The sequence below is a fragment of the Streptomyces roseus genome (assembly GCF_001044425.1).
Taxonomy (GTDB): Bacteria; Actinomycetota; Actinomycetes; order Streptomycetales; family Streptomycetaceae; genus Streptomyces; species Streptomyces roseus.
On sequence record NZ_LFML01000163.1, the window covers coordinates 101078 to 116102 of the forward strand.

Here is a 15025-nt window from a genome sequence, read left to right on the forward strand (position 1 = left end):
AGAACAGGAAACGGAACACACCACGTGACGAGTGACACCCCGGGGCCCGCCCCCGAGCTGAGCGGCCGGATCCGCGGCGGTCCCGCCGAACTCCTCCACGACGAAGTGCTCGCCCCGCAGTTCGGGTTCGAGTCCCGCCACCTGCTACGCCACTACGTCGCCATCGAGAAGACCCTGGCCGCCGAATACGTCCGCATGGACCTGATCACCGAGGAGGAGGCCCACCGGATCGCCGCCCTGCTGGACGCCGTCGGGCCCGACACCCTCAGCGCGCAGCCCGGCGCCAACATGTCGGACATCGCCTTCGCCCTCGAACGGCACGTCGAGGCCGGCCTGCCCGCCCCGGTCACGCACTGGCACGCGGACCGCAGCCGCAACGACCTCCAGGCCTGCGCCCAGGTGATGTACGGCCGCGACCAGCTCGCCCGCTTCGCGAGCGCCCTCCTCGAACTCGGCTCAATCGTGGTTGAGTTGGCTCAGCAGACCTGCGACCTGCCCATGCCGGGGTACACCCACTTCCAGGCCGCCCAGATCATCACCCCCGGCTTCCACCTCGCCGCGCTCTCCGAACACCTGCTGCACACCCACGCCCGGCTGCTGAACGCCTACGACGGGATCGACGCCTGCCCGCTCGGCGCCGGCGCCATGGCCGGACAGGAACTGCCCTGGGACCGCGACCGGATGGCCCGGCTGCTCGGCTTCTCCCGGCCGCAGCCCCACGCCCTGACCGCCGTGGCCTCGCGCCGCTGGAGCGCCGAACTGACCGCGGAACTCAGCCTGCTGGGCACCGCGCTGAGCCGCTTCACCACCGACCTCCTCACCTGGGGTGGCAGCGAGTACGGGTTCATCGAACTGCCCGACGAACTGTCCGGCATCTCCTCCGCCATGCCGCAGAAGAAGAACTACCCGGTCCTGGAGCGCATCCGGGGGCGCACCGCCCACCTGACGGCCTTCCACTTCGACGTGCTCCTGGGCCAGCGCAACACCCCCTTCTGCAATCTCGTCGAGGTGTCCAAGGAGGCCGGCACCCACCTGCTGAACGCCTTCGACTCCGCCCACGGCACCGTCCGCCTCCTCACCGAGGTACTGCGCCGGCTGACCTTCCGCGCCGACCGCATGCGCCAGGTGTGCGAGCGCGAGTTCCTCGGCGGCTTCAGCCTCGCCAACGCCCTCTGCCTCACCGAAGGGGTGCCCTGGCGCACCGCCCAGGTCGTCGCCGGGAAGTACGTCGTGCTCGCCGCGACGGCGGGCGCCGCCCCCGCCCCCGGCGAACCCGCCCTGCTGGCCGAGGCGGCCGCCGGACACGGCATCACCCTCGCCGACCCCGCCCGACTCCTGGACGAGGCCTTCGACGTCGACCGGGGCCTGGAGCGCATGGTGTCCGCCGGGTCGGCCCGCCCCGACGCCGTCCGCGCGGTCCTGCGCGACCAGCAGGAGACGTACGAACAGCTGCGCGCCGACTGGCAGGCGCGCGCCGACGCGCTCCGCGCGGGCGCCGAGGAGGGCGAGCGCGCCCTGTACGGAACGCCGGCCGACAAGACCCAAGAGGAGGACGGCGATGGCACCCGCACCCGCGTACAGCACGCCCACTGACACCGCCGAGGGGACGACAGCCGTCCCCGTCGGCCCCGGCTCCGGCAGCGCCTTCGGCACCTTCGGCGAACTGCTCCAGGGCGCCCTGCCCCACCCGCAGGGGGACTTCCTGGTCACCTTTCCCCTCGCCCGCTGGGCCACCGCCGTGTTCCACCCGGAGCCCGGCCGCCGCGAGGTCCGGGTGCGCCCGGCGCACAAGGCCAAGTCCCGCCGCGTCGCCGAGGCCGTCCTGGCCGCCCTCGGCACGGCCGGCGGCGGCCTGCTGGAGGTCGCCGGGGACCTGCCCGAGGGCAAGGGCCTCGCCAGTTCCTCCGCCGACCTGGTCGCCACCGTACGGGCCGTCGGGGCCGCCCACGGGCGCGCCTTCACCCCCGACGAGACGGAGGGCTTCCTGCGCGGCATCGAACCGGCCGACGGGGTCATGTACGACGAGATCGTCGCCTTCCACCACCGGGAGGTGCGCCTCGGCCGCCGCCTCGGCGTGCTGCCGCCCCTCACCGTCGTCGCCCACGACGAGGGCGGCCAGGTCGACACGGTCGCGCACAACCGGGGCGCCCGGGCCATCGACGCCGCAGACCGGGAGGAGTACGCCCGCCTGCTGGACCGGCTCACCGACGCCGTGGCCCGCGGCGACCTCGCCGAGGTCGGCGCCGTCGCCACCCGCAGCGCCGAGATGAACGCCCGCCGCCGCCGGCGCGCCGGATTCGCCGAACTGCACGCCCTGTGTCGCGAGGTCGACGGGCTGGGCCTGGTCCTCGCCCACAGCGGAACCATGCTCGGTGTCCTCCTGGAGGCGAACGACCCCGCCCTCGCCGGCAAGACCGAGCACATCCGGGCCGGCTGCGCGGCGCTCGGCGGCGAGGTGTCCGTACACCGCTCCCTCGGCGCCGACGACAGCTGGAGCCCGCAGGCTCCACCCGCCCACCCCACCGAGCTGGAGATCTGAGCATGCTGTTCGACACCGTGACCGACGCGATCGGCGGGACCCCGCTGGTCCGGCTGCGCCTGGGCGAGGCCCGGGGCGTGGAGGTCTACGCCAAGCTGGAACTGCAGAACCTGTTCGCCATGAAGGACCGCGTCGCCCGCAACATCCTGCTGGAGGCCCGGCGGCTGGGCACCCTGAAGCCCGGCGACCCCGTCATCGAGAGCTCCTCGGGGACCATGGCGCTCGGCGTCGCCCTCGTCGGCCGCTCGCTCGGCCACGAGGTGCACATCGTCACCGACCCGCGGATCGACCCCGTCACCCTCGCCAAACTCCGCGCCCTGGGCTGCCGGGTGCACATCGTCGAGGCGATGACCAGCCACGGCTGGCAGAGCGCCCGCCTGGAGCGGCTCGCGGAGCTCCTCGACGAACTGCCCGGCGCCTTCTGGCCGCAGCAGTACACCAACCCCGACAACCCCGGCGCCTACCGTCCCCTCGCCGGCGAACTCCTGGCGGACCTCGGCCGGTTCGACACCCTCGTCGGAGCCGTCGGCAGCGGCGGCTCCCTGTGCGGCACCGCCCGGGCGCTGCGCGAGCGGCTGCCCGCCCTGCACGTCGTCGGCGTCGACTGCGTGGGCAGCGCCCTCTTCGGACAGCCCGACGTACCGCAGCGGCTGCAGAGCGGGCTGGGCAACAGCCTGCTGCCCAAGAACCTGGACCGCACCCTCGTCGACGAGGTGCACTGGCTCAACGACCACGAGGCCTTCGCCGCGACCTGGGACCTCGCCCGCGAGCAGCAGATCTTCGGCGGCAACACCTCGGGCTCCGTCTACCGGGTCCTCACCGGCCTCGCCGACGGCGCCGAACCCGGCACCCGGATCGTCGGCATCCTCCCCGACCGCGGCGACCGCTACGCCGACACCGTCTACAACGACGAGCACTGGGACGCGAACCGGCTGCGCGAGGTGCCCACCGCCACCGCGCCGGCCGCCCTCGGACCCGACGGGACCGCGCGCACCTGGTCCACCGTCGCCTACAGCCCGCCCGCCGGGATCGGCCGGCACCTGCTGTTCGTCGAGTCCAACACCACCGGCACCGGCATGCTCGCGCTGGCGCGGGCGCGCGAACTGGGCACCGTCCCCGTCCTGCTGACCGGCGACCCCGACCGCTACCGGGGACTCGCGGAGAGCGGCGCCGAAGTGGTGCGCTGCGACACCAACTCCGACGCCGCCCTGCGCGCCGCCGTACAGGAGCGGTTCCGCCGCGAGGAGATCGCCGGGGTCACCACCACGAGCGACTTCTACGTACCGGCCGCCGCCCGGATCGCCCAGTGGCTCGGCCTGCCCGGCAACGCGCCCGAGGCAGTGGCGGTCTGCCGCGACAAGTCCGCCCTGCGCGAGAGACTGCGGGCCGCGGGCGTCCGCCAGCCCCGTTACTCCCTCGTCCGCGAGCCGGCCGGAGCCGCGGCCGCCGTCGCCCGCACCGGACTGCCGTGCGTGGTCAAGCCGGCCGACGACTCGGGCTCCACCAACGTCCTGCTCTGCGCCGACGAGGCCGAGGCCCGCGCCCAGATCCAGCGGATCCTCGCGATCGACACCAACGTGCGGGGCATGCCCACCGCCCGCACCGTCCTCGTCGAGGAGTACCTGGACGGGCCGGAGTACAGCGTCGAGATGTTCGGCCTGGACGGGCAGGCCGTGTGCGTCGGCATCACCGCCAAGTCCGTGACCGCCGGCCCGCACTTCGTCGAGCACCGCCACCTCTTCCCCGCCCCCCTGCCCGCCGCCACCGCCCAGCTGATCACCGACACGGTGACCGCGGCCCTGGACGCGGCCGGGATCCGGCTGGGCGCCACCCACACCGAGGTCAAACTGACCGCCGACGGGCCCGCCCTCGTCGAGATCAACCCGCGCCCGGCCGGCGGCATGATCCCCGAACTGATCCGGCTCGCCACCGGCGTCGACCTCCTCGACGCGCAGCTGCGCGCCGCCCTCGGCCTGCCCCCGCACCTGAAGGCGGAGGAAGCCGGCCACGCCGGGATCCAGTTCTTGCTCGCCGACACCGACGGCACCCTCACGGCCGTCCACGGCGCGGAGGCCGCGGCGGTCGTGGAGGGGGTCGAATCGGTGCTGGTCACCGCCGCCCCCGGCACCCCCGTACGCAGGCCCCGCAGCGCCTCCGACCGGCTCGGGCACGTGATCGCCCGCCACGCGGAACCCGACGGCGTGCACACCGCCCTCGACGCCGCGCGCGCCCTCGTCCACCTCGACATCCAGGCCGCGCCGCGCTCCTGACCCTCCGCCCCACCCGTCCCGACGACGCGCCGTACGACCCGTACGGCCGCACCCGACCCGAAAGGTGAACCGCCATGAGCAACCCCTTCGAGAACGACAACGCCTCCTACGTCGTGGTCCGCAACGACGAGCTCCAGCACTCCCTGTGGCCCGCGACCAACCCCGTCCCGGCCGGCTGGACCGTGGTGCACGGCCCCGACGGCCGCCAGGCCTGCCTGGACCACGTCGAGCGGGTCTGGACCGACATGCGCCCCGCCTCCCTGGTGGCCGCCCTCACCGGGGACGCGCCCCGTGGCTGAGCCCGTCCACCGCACCGAGCACCCGGCCGGACCCGACCCCGTACGGACCCTGCGCACCCTCTTCGCCGAGGTCCTCGGCCGCGCCGAGGTCGACGCGGACCACAGCTTCACCGGGCTGGGTGGCGACAGCATCCAGGCGATCCAGGTCGTCAGCCGTGCCCGCGCGGCGGGCCTGGCCGTCAGCACCCGCGACGTGCTCCGCGCGGAGAGCGTCACCGCGCTCGCCGCCACCGCCCGGGGCCGGGTCGGCGAGGACGCCGGCCCGGCCACGCCCCCGCGCCGTCTGGGCCCGGTGGCACCCACCCCCATCATGGGCTGGCTCGCCGAACTCGGCGGTCCCGTCGACACGTACAACCAGTCGCTCGTCCTGCGCACCCCGCCGGGCTTCGGGGCGGCCGCCGCCGTACGCACCGTCCATGCCCTCCTGGACACCCACGAGATGCTCCGCCTGCGGCTGCCCGACGGTATCGGGGCCACCGGCGCCGAACCGGTCGTACCGCCCGCCGGCTCCGTCGCCGCGACGGACCTGCTGGAGCACGTGGACGCCCGCGGGAGGGCCGAGGCGGAACTGCCCGCCCTGACCCGGGAGCGGATGCGCGCCGCGCGGCGCCTGCTCGCGCCGCGGGACGGCCACATGCTGCGCGCCGTGTTCCTGGACCGGGGAGCCGGACGGCAGGGACGGCTCGCGCTCGTCATCCACCACCTCGTGGTCGACGGCGTCTCCTGGAGGATCCTCCAGGACGATGTGCGCACCTGTTGGACGGCGCTCACCGAGGGCCGCGAGCCCGTCCTGGAACCGGCGGCGACCCCCTTCGCGCACTGGGCCGACCTGCTGCGCGCGGAGGCGACCTCAGGCCGCCGGACCGCCGAAGCCGACCGCTGGGCAGCCGCCCTGCGTGAGGCCCCCCAGCCCCTGGCCGGGGTCCGCCCGCCCGGCGGCCTCGACCCGGAGTGCGCGGAGAACACCCTCACCCTGACCCTCGGGCCGGACGTGGCGGGCCCCCTGCTCACGACCGCGCCCGGCCTCGTCAACGGCACGGTCAACGACGTGCTGCTGACCGCCCTGGCCCTCGCCGTGCTCGGCCGGCGCAGTGCCGACGGGGCGGACGGGGCGGACGAGGAGGGCGCCGTCCTCATCGACGTCGAGGGCCACGGCCGGGAGGACGTCGCCGAGGGCACCGACCTGTCCCGCACCGTCGGCTGGTTCACCACGGTGTTCCCCGTACGCCTCGCCCTCGGCCGCCCGGACCTCGACGAGGCCCGCCGGGGCGGACCCGCGGTCGGCGCCGCCCTGCGGCTGGTCAAGGAGGAACTGCGCGCCGTACCCGACAAGGGCATCGGCTTCGGGCTGCTGCGCCACCTCAACTCCCGTACCGGGCCCGATCTCGCGGCACGCGGCATCCCCCAGATCGGCTTCAACTACCTCGGCCGGTTCCCGATGGGCGGCGACGCCCCCTGGGACGCCGCGCCCGGCCACGACTTCGCCCTCGACGACGCCGACGAAGGCCTCCCGATGGCCCACGCCGTGGAGGTCAACGCGGCCGCCCACGAGGGCCCGGACGGGCTCACCCTCAGCGCCACCTGGACCTGGGCGGGCAACGCCCTTCCCGGGCCGTGGGTCCACGACCTCGCGCGGGAGTGGTTCACCATGCTGCGCGCCGTCGTCACCCACGCCGGCCGCCCCGACGCCGGCGGGCTGACCCCCTCCGACGTCCCGCTCGCCCAGGTCAGCCAGGCCGACCTCGACACCTTCGAATCCCAGCTCGGAGCCCTGCTGTGATCCCTCTGTCCCACGCCCAGCAGCGGCTGTGGTTCCACGCCCGGGACGGCGCCGACGGCGCGCTCTACCACATTCCCGTCGGACTGCGGCTGGACGGCGCCCTCGACCGCCCGGCCCTGCGCGCCGCCCTCGCGGACGTGAGCGGGCGCCACGAGGCCCTGCGCACCGTCTTCCCCGAGGTGGCGGGCCGCCCCCACCAGCGGGTCCTGGACCCCGCGGACGCCGCCCCGGTCCTCACCGTCACCGACTGCCCGCCCGCCGACCGCGCCCGGCGGGCCGAGCAAGCCTCGTCCCGGCCCTTCGACCTCCGCGTCGAACCACCGCTGCGCGTGGAGCTGTTCACCGACGGCGCCGAGGACCACTACCTGCTGCTGGTCCTGCACCACATCGCGGGCGACGGCCACTCCGTGAACATCCTCGTCCGCGACCTCGCCGCCGCCTACACCGCCCGGTGCGGCGGCCGGGCGCCCGACTGGCCCGAACTGCCCGTCCAGTACCCGGACTACGCACTGTGGCAGCGCGAACTCCTCGGCCCCGCCCAGGACCCCGCCTCCCTGCACGGCCGCCTGCTCACCCACTGGGCCACCGTCCTCGACGGCCTGCCCGAGGAACTGGCCCTGCCCGGCGCCCGGCCCCGGCCGGCCGTGGCCGGCCACCGGGGCGCACTGGTGGAGGCCCGGACCGGCGCCGAAGCACACGCCGGACTGGCCGCGCTGGCCCGAGGCGCCCGCGCCACCCCCTTCATGGCCGTCCAGGCCGCCTTCGCCGCCCTGCTCACCCGCCTGGGTGCCGGCACCGACCTGCCGCTGGGCTGCCCCGTCGACGGCCGGGACGACGAGGCCCTCACCGACCTCGTGGGCCTCTTCGTCAACACCCTGATCGTGCGAGCCGACACCTCGGGCGACCCCACCTTCACGGAGGTGCTGGGCCGCGTGCGCACCGCGGCCCTGGAGACGTACGCCCACCAGGAACTGCCCTTCGAATCGCTGGTCGAACGCCTCAACCCGGCCCGCTCGCCCGCCCGCCACCCGCTTTTCCAGGTCGCCGTCTCCGCCCAGCGCGGCGAGCCGCGGCGCCCCGCGTTCGCGGGCCTGCGGGCCGAGGTGGAGGCGGTGCGCACCGACACCGCCAAGTTCGACCTCACCCTGGAGGTGGAGGAGCTCCACGACCCGGCCACCGGGCAACCCCTGGGCCTGGTCCTCGGGCTGGAGTACGCGAGCGACCTGTTCGACGGGACCACGGCCCGCCGCCTGCTGGACCGCCTCGTCCACCTCATCGACGCCGTCGTCCGCGAGCCCGGCGTCCCGCTCTCCGCACTCGACGTCCTGCTGCCCGGGGAGCGCGCCGACCTGCTGGAGCACTGGCAGGGCGCGCCCGTCACCCCCGACGCCCGAACCGTCCACGGCGTCTTCGAGGAGCGCGCCTGCGCCCACCCGGACCGCCCCGCGGTTCTCTGCGCCGGCCGGGAGACCACGTACGGCGAACTCGACGCCCGGGCCGAATGGATCGCCGGACGGCTGCGCGCCCTCGGCGTCCGACCGGGCGAGTCCGTCGCCGTACTGATGGACCGCTCCGCCGACCTCGTCGCCGCCTGCCTGGGCATCCTCAAGGCGGGCGGCGCCTACCTGCCGCTGGACGCGCGGGCCCCACGCGCCCGTACCGAGGCCGTGCTCACCGCGGCCGGGGCCGCCGTCCTCGTCACCGACGCCCCGGAGGGGGAACCCGTACCGGCGGGTCCGCGCCACGTACTGCGTCCGGACGGACGGCCCGCCGCGGCGGCCGGGACGGCCGGCACCGGGGGACCGGGCGGGCACGCCGACGCGCTCGCCTACCTGATGTACACCTCCGGCTCCACCGGCACCCCCAAGGGCGTGGCCGTCTCCCACCGCGAGGTCGTCGCCCTCGCCACCGACCGGCGCTGGCGCGGCGGCGCGCACGAGCGGGTGCTGTTCCGCTCCCCGCACGCCTTCGACGCCTCCACCTACGAACTGTGGGTGCCGCTCCTGAACGGCGGCCTGGTCGTCGTCGCGCCGCCCGGCGAACTCGACGTGGACGCGCTGGCCCGGCTGATGTCCGAGGAGGAGGTCACCGGGACCTTCCTCACCGCCACCCTCTTCAACGTCCTCGCCGACCGCTGCCTGCCCGCGCTCGCAGCGCTGCGCGAGGTGATGACCGGAGGCGAGGCCGCCTCGCCGTCCATGGTCCGCCGGGTCCGCGAGGCCTGCCCCGCCACCACCGTCACCAACGCCTACGGCCCCACCGAGACCACCACCTTCGCGGCGACCTTCGCCGTCGGCCCGGGCCAGGAGCCCCCCGCCGGGCAGGTCCCGATCGGCCGCCCCCTCGACGGAACCCGGCTGTACGTCCTGGACGAGCGGCTGGCCCTCGTGGCGCCCGGCGTCATCGGCGAGCTCTACATCGCGGGCGCCGGACTCGCACAGGGCTACCTCGGGCGGGCCGGGCTGACCGCCGAACGCTTCGTCGCCTGCCCGTACGGCCCCCAGGGCAGCCGGATGTACCGCACCGGCGACCTGGCCCGCTGGAGCGCCGACGGCCAGGTCGAGTACCTCGGCCGCGCCGACCGGCAGGTCAAGATCCGCGGACTGCGCATCGAACCCGCCGAGATCGAGCACGTCCTGGCCGGCCACCCGGCGGTGGGCCAGGCCGCCGTCACCGTCGTGGACACGGCCGCCGGTCCCGCGCTCGCGGGCTACGCCGTCCCCGCCGAGGGCACGCCCGCACCCGACCCGCGGGAACTGCGCGAGCACCTGCGGGCCCGGCTGCCCGACTACATGGTCCCCGCCACCCTCACCTTGCTCGACGCCTTCCCCGTCACCGCAAACGGCAAGACGGACCTTGCCGCCCTGCCCGTGCCCGCCCCGGCGACCGCCGGCACCGCGGGCGCCCGACAGGAGCCGCGCACCGACGACGAGCGCGCCCTGTGCGCCATCTGGGAAAAGGTCCTGGGCGTCTCGCACATCGGCGTGCACGACAGCTTCTTCGACCTCGGCGGGCACTCCCTGCTCGCCACCCAGCTGCTCGCCGAGGTCCGGGACCGCTTCGGCGGTGCCATCGCGATCCGCCAGTTCTTCACCGGCCCCACCGTCGCCGAACTGGCCGCCGCCCTGCCCGCCGCCGCGGCCGCCGGTGCCGGCGCCGAGGACCCGCCGATCGTCCGCCGGGCCCGCCGCACCCAGACCGCCTGACCACCGAAGGACCACCACCGTGAACCACCCGCAGTCCACCCCTGCCGCACCCGCCGCCGCCCCGGCCGCCCGCTCCCTGGTCGAGGACGTCCTGCCCCTGTCCCCGCTCCAGGACGGGATCCTCTTCCACGCCCTCTTCGACGAGGAAGAACGCGACGTCTACGTGGCCCAGCTGCTCCTCGACCTCGACGGCCCCCTCGACGCGGACCGGCTGCGCGCCGCCGCCGACACCGTCCTGGAGAGGCACGCCAACCTCCGCGCCGGCTTCCTGCGACGCGCCACCGGCGAACCCGCCCAAGTCGTCCAGCGCGGGGTCCGGGCCCCCTGGCAGGAGGTGGACCTGTCCGGGCTCGGCGAGAGCGAGCGCACCGCAGCCGTCGACACCCTCCTCGCCGAGGACCGGGCCACCCGCTTCGACCTCGCCCGGCCGCCGCTGCTGCGCTTCACCCTCGTCCGCACCGGCCCGCTCTCCCACCGACTGCTGCTCACCTACCACCACATCGTGATGGACGGCTGGTCCTGGCCGGTCCTGGTCCGCGAGCTCCTCGCCCTGCACGCCGCGGACGACGCCCCCCTGGGGCCCGTCACCCCCTACTCCGCCTTCCTGAGCCGGCTCCACAGCCGTGACACGGCCGCCGCCCAGGACGCCTGGACCCGCGCGCTGGACGGCCTGCCCGGCGGAACCCGTACCGCGCCCGTGTCACCGCCGCCCGGCTCGGTGCTGCCCCACCGCGTGGAGACGTACCTCCCCGAGTCCCTCACCGAACGGCTCGGCGCCCTCGCCCGCGGCCACCGGATCACCTCCGGAACCCTGCTCCAAGGCGCGTGGGCAGTTCTGCTCGGCCGCCAGATCCGCTCCGAGGACGTGGTCTTCGGCGCCGTCGTCAGCGGCCGCGACCCCGAACTGCCCGGCGTCGCCGACATCGTGGGCCTGTGCATCAACACCGTGCCGGTCCGCGTGCGCATCGACCCGGCCGAGTCCCTCGTCGCGCTGTTCGAGCGGCTCCAGGACGAGCAGGCGCGCCTGATCGACCACCACCACCTGGGGCTGGTCGAGATCCAGCGGCTCGCGGGAGCGGGCGAGCTCTTCGACTCCTGCGTCGCCTTCCAGAACTACCCGATCGACGCGGCCGGCCTCGCCGCACTGGGCGCGGGCGGGCTCCAGGTCACCGCAGTGGACCCGCACGACGCCGCCCATTACCCGCTCTCATTGACCGCCATCCCCGGCGACCGGCTGCGGCTGCAGATCGACTACCGGCCGGACGTCTTCGAACGCGACACCGCCCAGGCCCTGATCGAACGCCTCGCCCGTCTCCTGGAAGCCGTCGCCGCGGACCCCTCGTGCCCGGTGGGCACCGTGGACCTGCTCTCACCCGCCGAACGCCACCGGGTCCTGGTCGAATGGAACGACACGGCCCGCGACGAGGAGTACGCGGAGGTCGTCGAGCGGGTCCGCCGGCAGGCCGGGCGCCGCCCCGACGCCGTCGCCACCACCGACGACACCGGCCGCGAACTGAGCTACACGGACCTCGTGGCCCGCGCCGACGCCCTCGCCCTGGCCCTGCTCGCCGACGGGGTGCGCCCCGGCGACCTGGTCGCCGTACTCAGCGAGCCCACCGCCCGCGTCCCCGTCGCGATGCTCGGCATCCTCGGGGCCGGTGCGGCCTACGTCCCCCTCGACCCCGAGGGCCCCGTCACCCGTACCGCCGACCTCCTGGCGAGCGGCGGGATCGCCCGCCTGCTGGCCGCCCCCGAACAGCGGGCGCGTGCCGAGGAGATCGCCGCCGCGGTCCCCGGCGGGCTGCCCGTCCTGGTGATCGACGACGCGGCCGCCGCGGCCCCGGGCGAGCGCCCGGCGCCGGCCGGGGGGCCCGACGCCCTCGCCTACGTCTGCTTCACCTCGGGCTCCACCGGCAAGCCCAAGGGCGCCATGGTCCACCGCCGGGGCATGAACAACCACCTCCTGGCCAAGGTGGAGGACCTCGGTCTCGGCGACGGCGACCGCGTGGTGATGAACGCCCCGCTGACCTTCGACATCTCCGTGTGGCAGGTCCTCGCCCCGCTGATCACCGGCGGACAGGTGCACCTGGTCACCCGGGACACCGCCCGGGACCCGGCCGCGCTGTTCGACGACGCCGCGCGCAGGGGGATCACCGTACTGGAGACCGTGCCGTCCTTCGTCCGCGCCGCCGTCGACCTGTGGGACACCGGCGTGCTGCCGCCGGCCCTGCCCGAGCTGCGCTGGTTCATCGTCAACGGCGAGGTGCTGCCGCCCGAACTGTGCACCCGCTGGTACGCGCGCCACCCGCAGGCCGCGATCGTCAACGCCTACGGCCTCACCGAGTGCTCCGACGACAACACGCACGCCTTCATCGGCCCCGACGTACACGCCCAGCTGGAACACGGCCGGCTGCCCGTCGGACGCCCGCTGCGCAACAACTCCCTCTACCTGCTGGACGCCGCGCTCGCCCCCGTACCGCCCGGCGTGCCAGGCGAACTCTTCATCGGCGGCACCGGCGTGGGCCCCGGATACCTGCGCGACCCGCGCCGCTCCAGCGAGCGCTACGTCCCCGACCCGTTCTCCGCCGTGCCCGGCAGCCGCATGTACCGCACCGGCGATCTCGCGCGGATGCGCGCCGACGGCCAGCTCGACTTCCTCGGCCGCCAGGACCACCAGGTCAAGGTCCGCGGCAACCGCATCGAACTGGGCGAGGTGGAGACCGCGCTGCGCGCCGTACCGGGCGTCGGCGAGGCCGTCGTCGCCGTAGACCGGGACCACGCGGGCCAGCAGCGGCTCGTCGGCTACTTCACCGGTACGCCCACCGCCGAGGAGGTCCGCACGGAACTGGGCCGCAGCCTCCCCAACTACATGGTTCCCTCGCTGTTCCTGCACCTGCCGCAGTTCCCGCTCACCGTCAACGGCAAGCTCGACCGCAAGGCCCTCCCCGACCCGGGCACCGTGCACCGCCCCGCCGGACGGCTGCCCGCCACCCCCGCCGAGAAGACGGTCTGCGAGATCTTCGCCTCCGTCCTCGGCCTCCAGGAGGCGGGGATGGACGACGACTTCTTCGCCCACGGCGGCCACTCGCTCCTCGCCACCCGGTTGACCGGCCGCATCGGCACCGAACTCGGTGTACGGCTGGGCATCCGCGACCTCTTCGAAACGCCCACCCCCGCGGGCATCGCCGCCCGCCTCGCCGAGGCCACCGCCGCCCCCGCCCGCCCCGCGCTGCGCCCCCGCTCCCGCGACCAGGCCTGATCACCCCTGACCAGGCGCGGTCACGCCCGACCGGGCGTGACCGCGCCGCGAAGAGCCCCGACCGCACCCCCAGGAGACACCACCACCATGAGCCCGACCGAGACCACCCCCGTGCCCCTGCGCATCGCGCACCGGGCCGGGCTGACCCCCGAGGCCACCGCGGTCCGCGCTCCCGAGGGCGAGCTGACGTACCGCCAGTTCGACCGCCGGGCGCGCGCGGTGGCCGAGGAGCTGCGCGCGGCCGGCGCCGGGCCGGAGGACACCGTGCTCCTGGGGGTGCGCCGCGGCGTCCACTGGGCGGTGGGGCTGCTGGGCATCTGGTACGCCGGCGCGGCCCCCCTCCTGGTGGACCTCGACGCCCCCGACGAGCGGCTGCGCACCCTGCTGGGGGCCGCCGGCACCCGGCACGCGGTCGCCCCCGACACCCACGCCGCCGCGATGCTGCAACGCCGCACCGGGAGGGAGCTGTTCTGGGCGTCCACCACGACCGCGGCGCCCACCTCGGCGGCCCCGCCCGCCGACGTCGCACCGGGGTCCCTCGCCTACGTGCTCTTCACCTCCGGATCCACCGGGCAGCCCAAGCCCGTGGCGGTCGGCCACGCCGGACTCGCCGCACAGGTCGCCACCCTGGCCGGACGCTACGGGCTGACCGACCAGGACGCGGTCCTGCAGTTCGCCGCCCCCGCCTTCGACGTCAGCCTGGAGGAGGCCCTGCCCACCTGGTGCACGGGCGGCGCGGCCGTCTTCGTCAAGGACAACGTCCTCTCGCCCGCCGAACTGGAGCCGTTCCTGGCCGCGGAGCGGATCAGCGTCGTCAACCTGCCCACCCCGTACTGGTCGCAGTGGGCCAAGGATCTGGAGCGCGCCCCCCGGCCGCTGCCGTCCGCACTGCGCCGCGTGGTGATCGGCAGCGACGCGGGCCGCACCGCGGACCTCGCGCGCTGGACGACGGCCGGCCACCCCCCGGTGATCAGCTGCTACGGCCTCACCGAGTCCACGATCACCGCCACCTCCTACGAGCCGGTACCGGCCGAACTCGCCGCCTTCACCGGCGAGGAGCTGATCCCGCTCGGCGAACCCCTGGCCGGCGTGCGGGCGTACGTCCTCGACGAGGAACTGCGCGAGGCACCCCCCGGCGCCGCCGGCGAGCTGTACCTTGCGGGTTCCTGCCTGGCCCGCGGCTACCACGGCCGCCCGGGCCTGACCTCCGAACGGTTCGTCGCCGACCCCTTCGCCGACGCCCCGGGCGGCCGCATGTACCGCACGGGCGACCGGGTCACCCGCGCCCCCGGCGGCCCGCTCGTCTTCCTCGGGCGCGCCGACGACCAGGTCAAGATCCGCGGCCACCGCGTCGAACTCAAGGAGGTGGAGGCGGCCGTGGCCGCCCACCCCGACGTCGTCGACGTGGTCGTGCGCGCCGTCGCGGCGACCGGCGGACCGCAGCTCGCCGCCTGGGCCGCCGTCACGGTCGGCAGTCCCCTCACCCCGGAGGGACTGCGCCGTCACCTTCTGGCCAGAATGCCCGGGTACCTCGTACCGGCCGCGGTGACACTGATGGAGCGGCTGCCCCGTACCCCGGGCGGCAAGCTCGACCCCAGGGCGCTCCCCGCGCCCGCCCTCCGATGAACCCGCACCCCGCGGACGGCGTCCGCGAGCAGACAAGGAACGCACC

Annotated in this window: 8 protein-coding genes; all 8 read left to right on the forward strand. The window is 75.3% G+C overall.

Annotation, left to right across the window (positions count from 1 at the left end; translation table 11 throughout):
- The first annotated feature begins 24 nt into the window (after positions 1-24).
- The 8 genes from ACS04_RS34560 (at position 25) to ACS04_RS34595 (ending at position 14979) form a co-directional block, all read left to right on the forward strand.
- Positions 25-1593 carry an argininosuccinate lyase gene (locus ACS04_RS34560; RefSeq protein WP_048480823.1) on the forward strand — a complete coding sequence of 523 codons (1569 nt, stop codon included), beginning with the start codon at positions 25-27 and terminating at the stop codon, positions 1591-1593.
- A complete protein-coding gene (locus ACS04_RS34565; RefSeq protein WP_048480824.1) occupies positions 1559-2539 on the forward strand; it encodes a GHMP family kinase ATP-binding protein in 981 nt (326 codons plus the stop codon). Before ACS04_RS34560 ends, ACS04_RS34565 begins: the two co-directional genes overlap by 35 nt.
- A gap of 2 nt (positions 2540-2541) precedes the next feature.
- A complete protein-coding gene (locus tag ACS04_RS34570; RefSeq protein WP_048480825.1) occupies positions 2542-4809 on the forward strand; it encodes a pyridoxal-phosphate dependent enzyme in 2268 nt (755 codons plus the stop codon).
- A gap of 74 nt (positions 4810-4883) precedes the next feature.
- Positions 4884-5108 (forward strand): MbtH family protein, encoded by a 225-nt coding sequence (locus ACS04_RS34575; protein WP_048480826.1) that lies wholly within the window; start codon positions 4884-4886, stop codon positions 5106-5108.
- Positions 5101-6888, forward strand: coding sequence for a condensation domain-containing protein (locus ACS04_RS34580; protein WP_048480925.1), 1788 nt, complete (start codon positions 5101-5103; stop codon positions 6886-6888). Before ACS04_RS34575 ends, ACS04_RS34580 begins: the two co-directional genes overlap by 8 nt.
- Entirely contained in the window at positions 6885-10094 is a 3210-nt protein-coding gene (locus ACS04_RS34585; RefSeq protein WP_053081114.1) for a non-ribosomal peptide synthetase, read from the forward strand. Before ACS04_RS34580 ends, ACS04_RS34585 begins: the two co-directional genes overlap by 4 nt.
- 19 nt (positions 10095-10113) lie before the next feature.
- A complete protein-coding gene (locus ACS04_RS34590) occupies positions 10114-13353 on the forward strand; it encodes a non-ribosomal peptide synthetase (RefSeq protein ID WP_053081115.1) in 3240 nt (1079 codons plus the stop codon).
- 87 nt (positions 13354-13440) lie between these two features.
- Positions 13441-14979, forward strand: coding sequence for an amino acid adenylation domain-containing protein (locus ACS04_RS34595; RefSeq protein ID WP_048480827.1), 1539 nt, complete (start codon positions 13441-13443; stop codon positions 14977-14979).
- Positions 14980-15025: the final 46 nt, after the last annotated feature.

Bases quoted from the DNA above. Each gene is read 5' to 3' on its own strand.
- ACS04_RS34565 (WP_048480824.1), top strand. From the start codon at position 1,559: ATGGCACCCGCACCCGCGTACAGCACGCCCACTGACACCGCCGAGGGG.
- ACS04_RS34570 (WP_048480825.1), top strand. From the start codon at position 2,542: ATGCTGTTCGACACCGTGACCGACGCGATCGGCGGGACCCCGCTGGTC.
- ACS04_RS34575 (WP_048480826.1), top strand. From the start codon at position 4,884: ATGAGCAACCCCTTCGAGAACGACAACGCCTCCTACGTCGTGGTCCGC.
- ACS04_RS34595 (WP_048480827.1), top strand. From the start codon at position 13,441: ATGAGCCCGACCGAGACCACCCCCGTGCCCCTGCGCATCGCGCACCGG.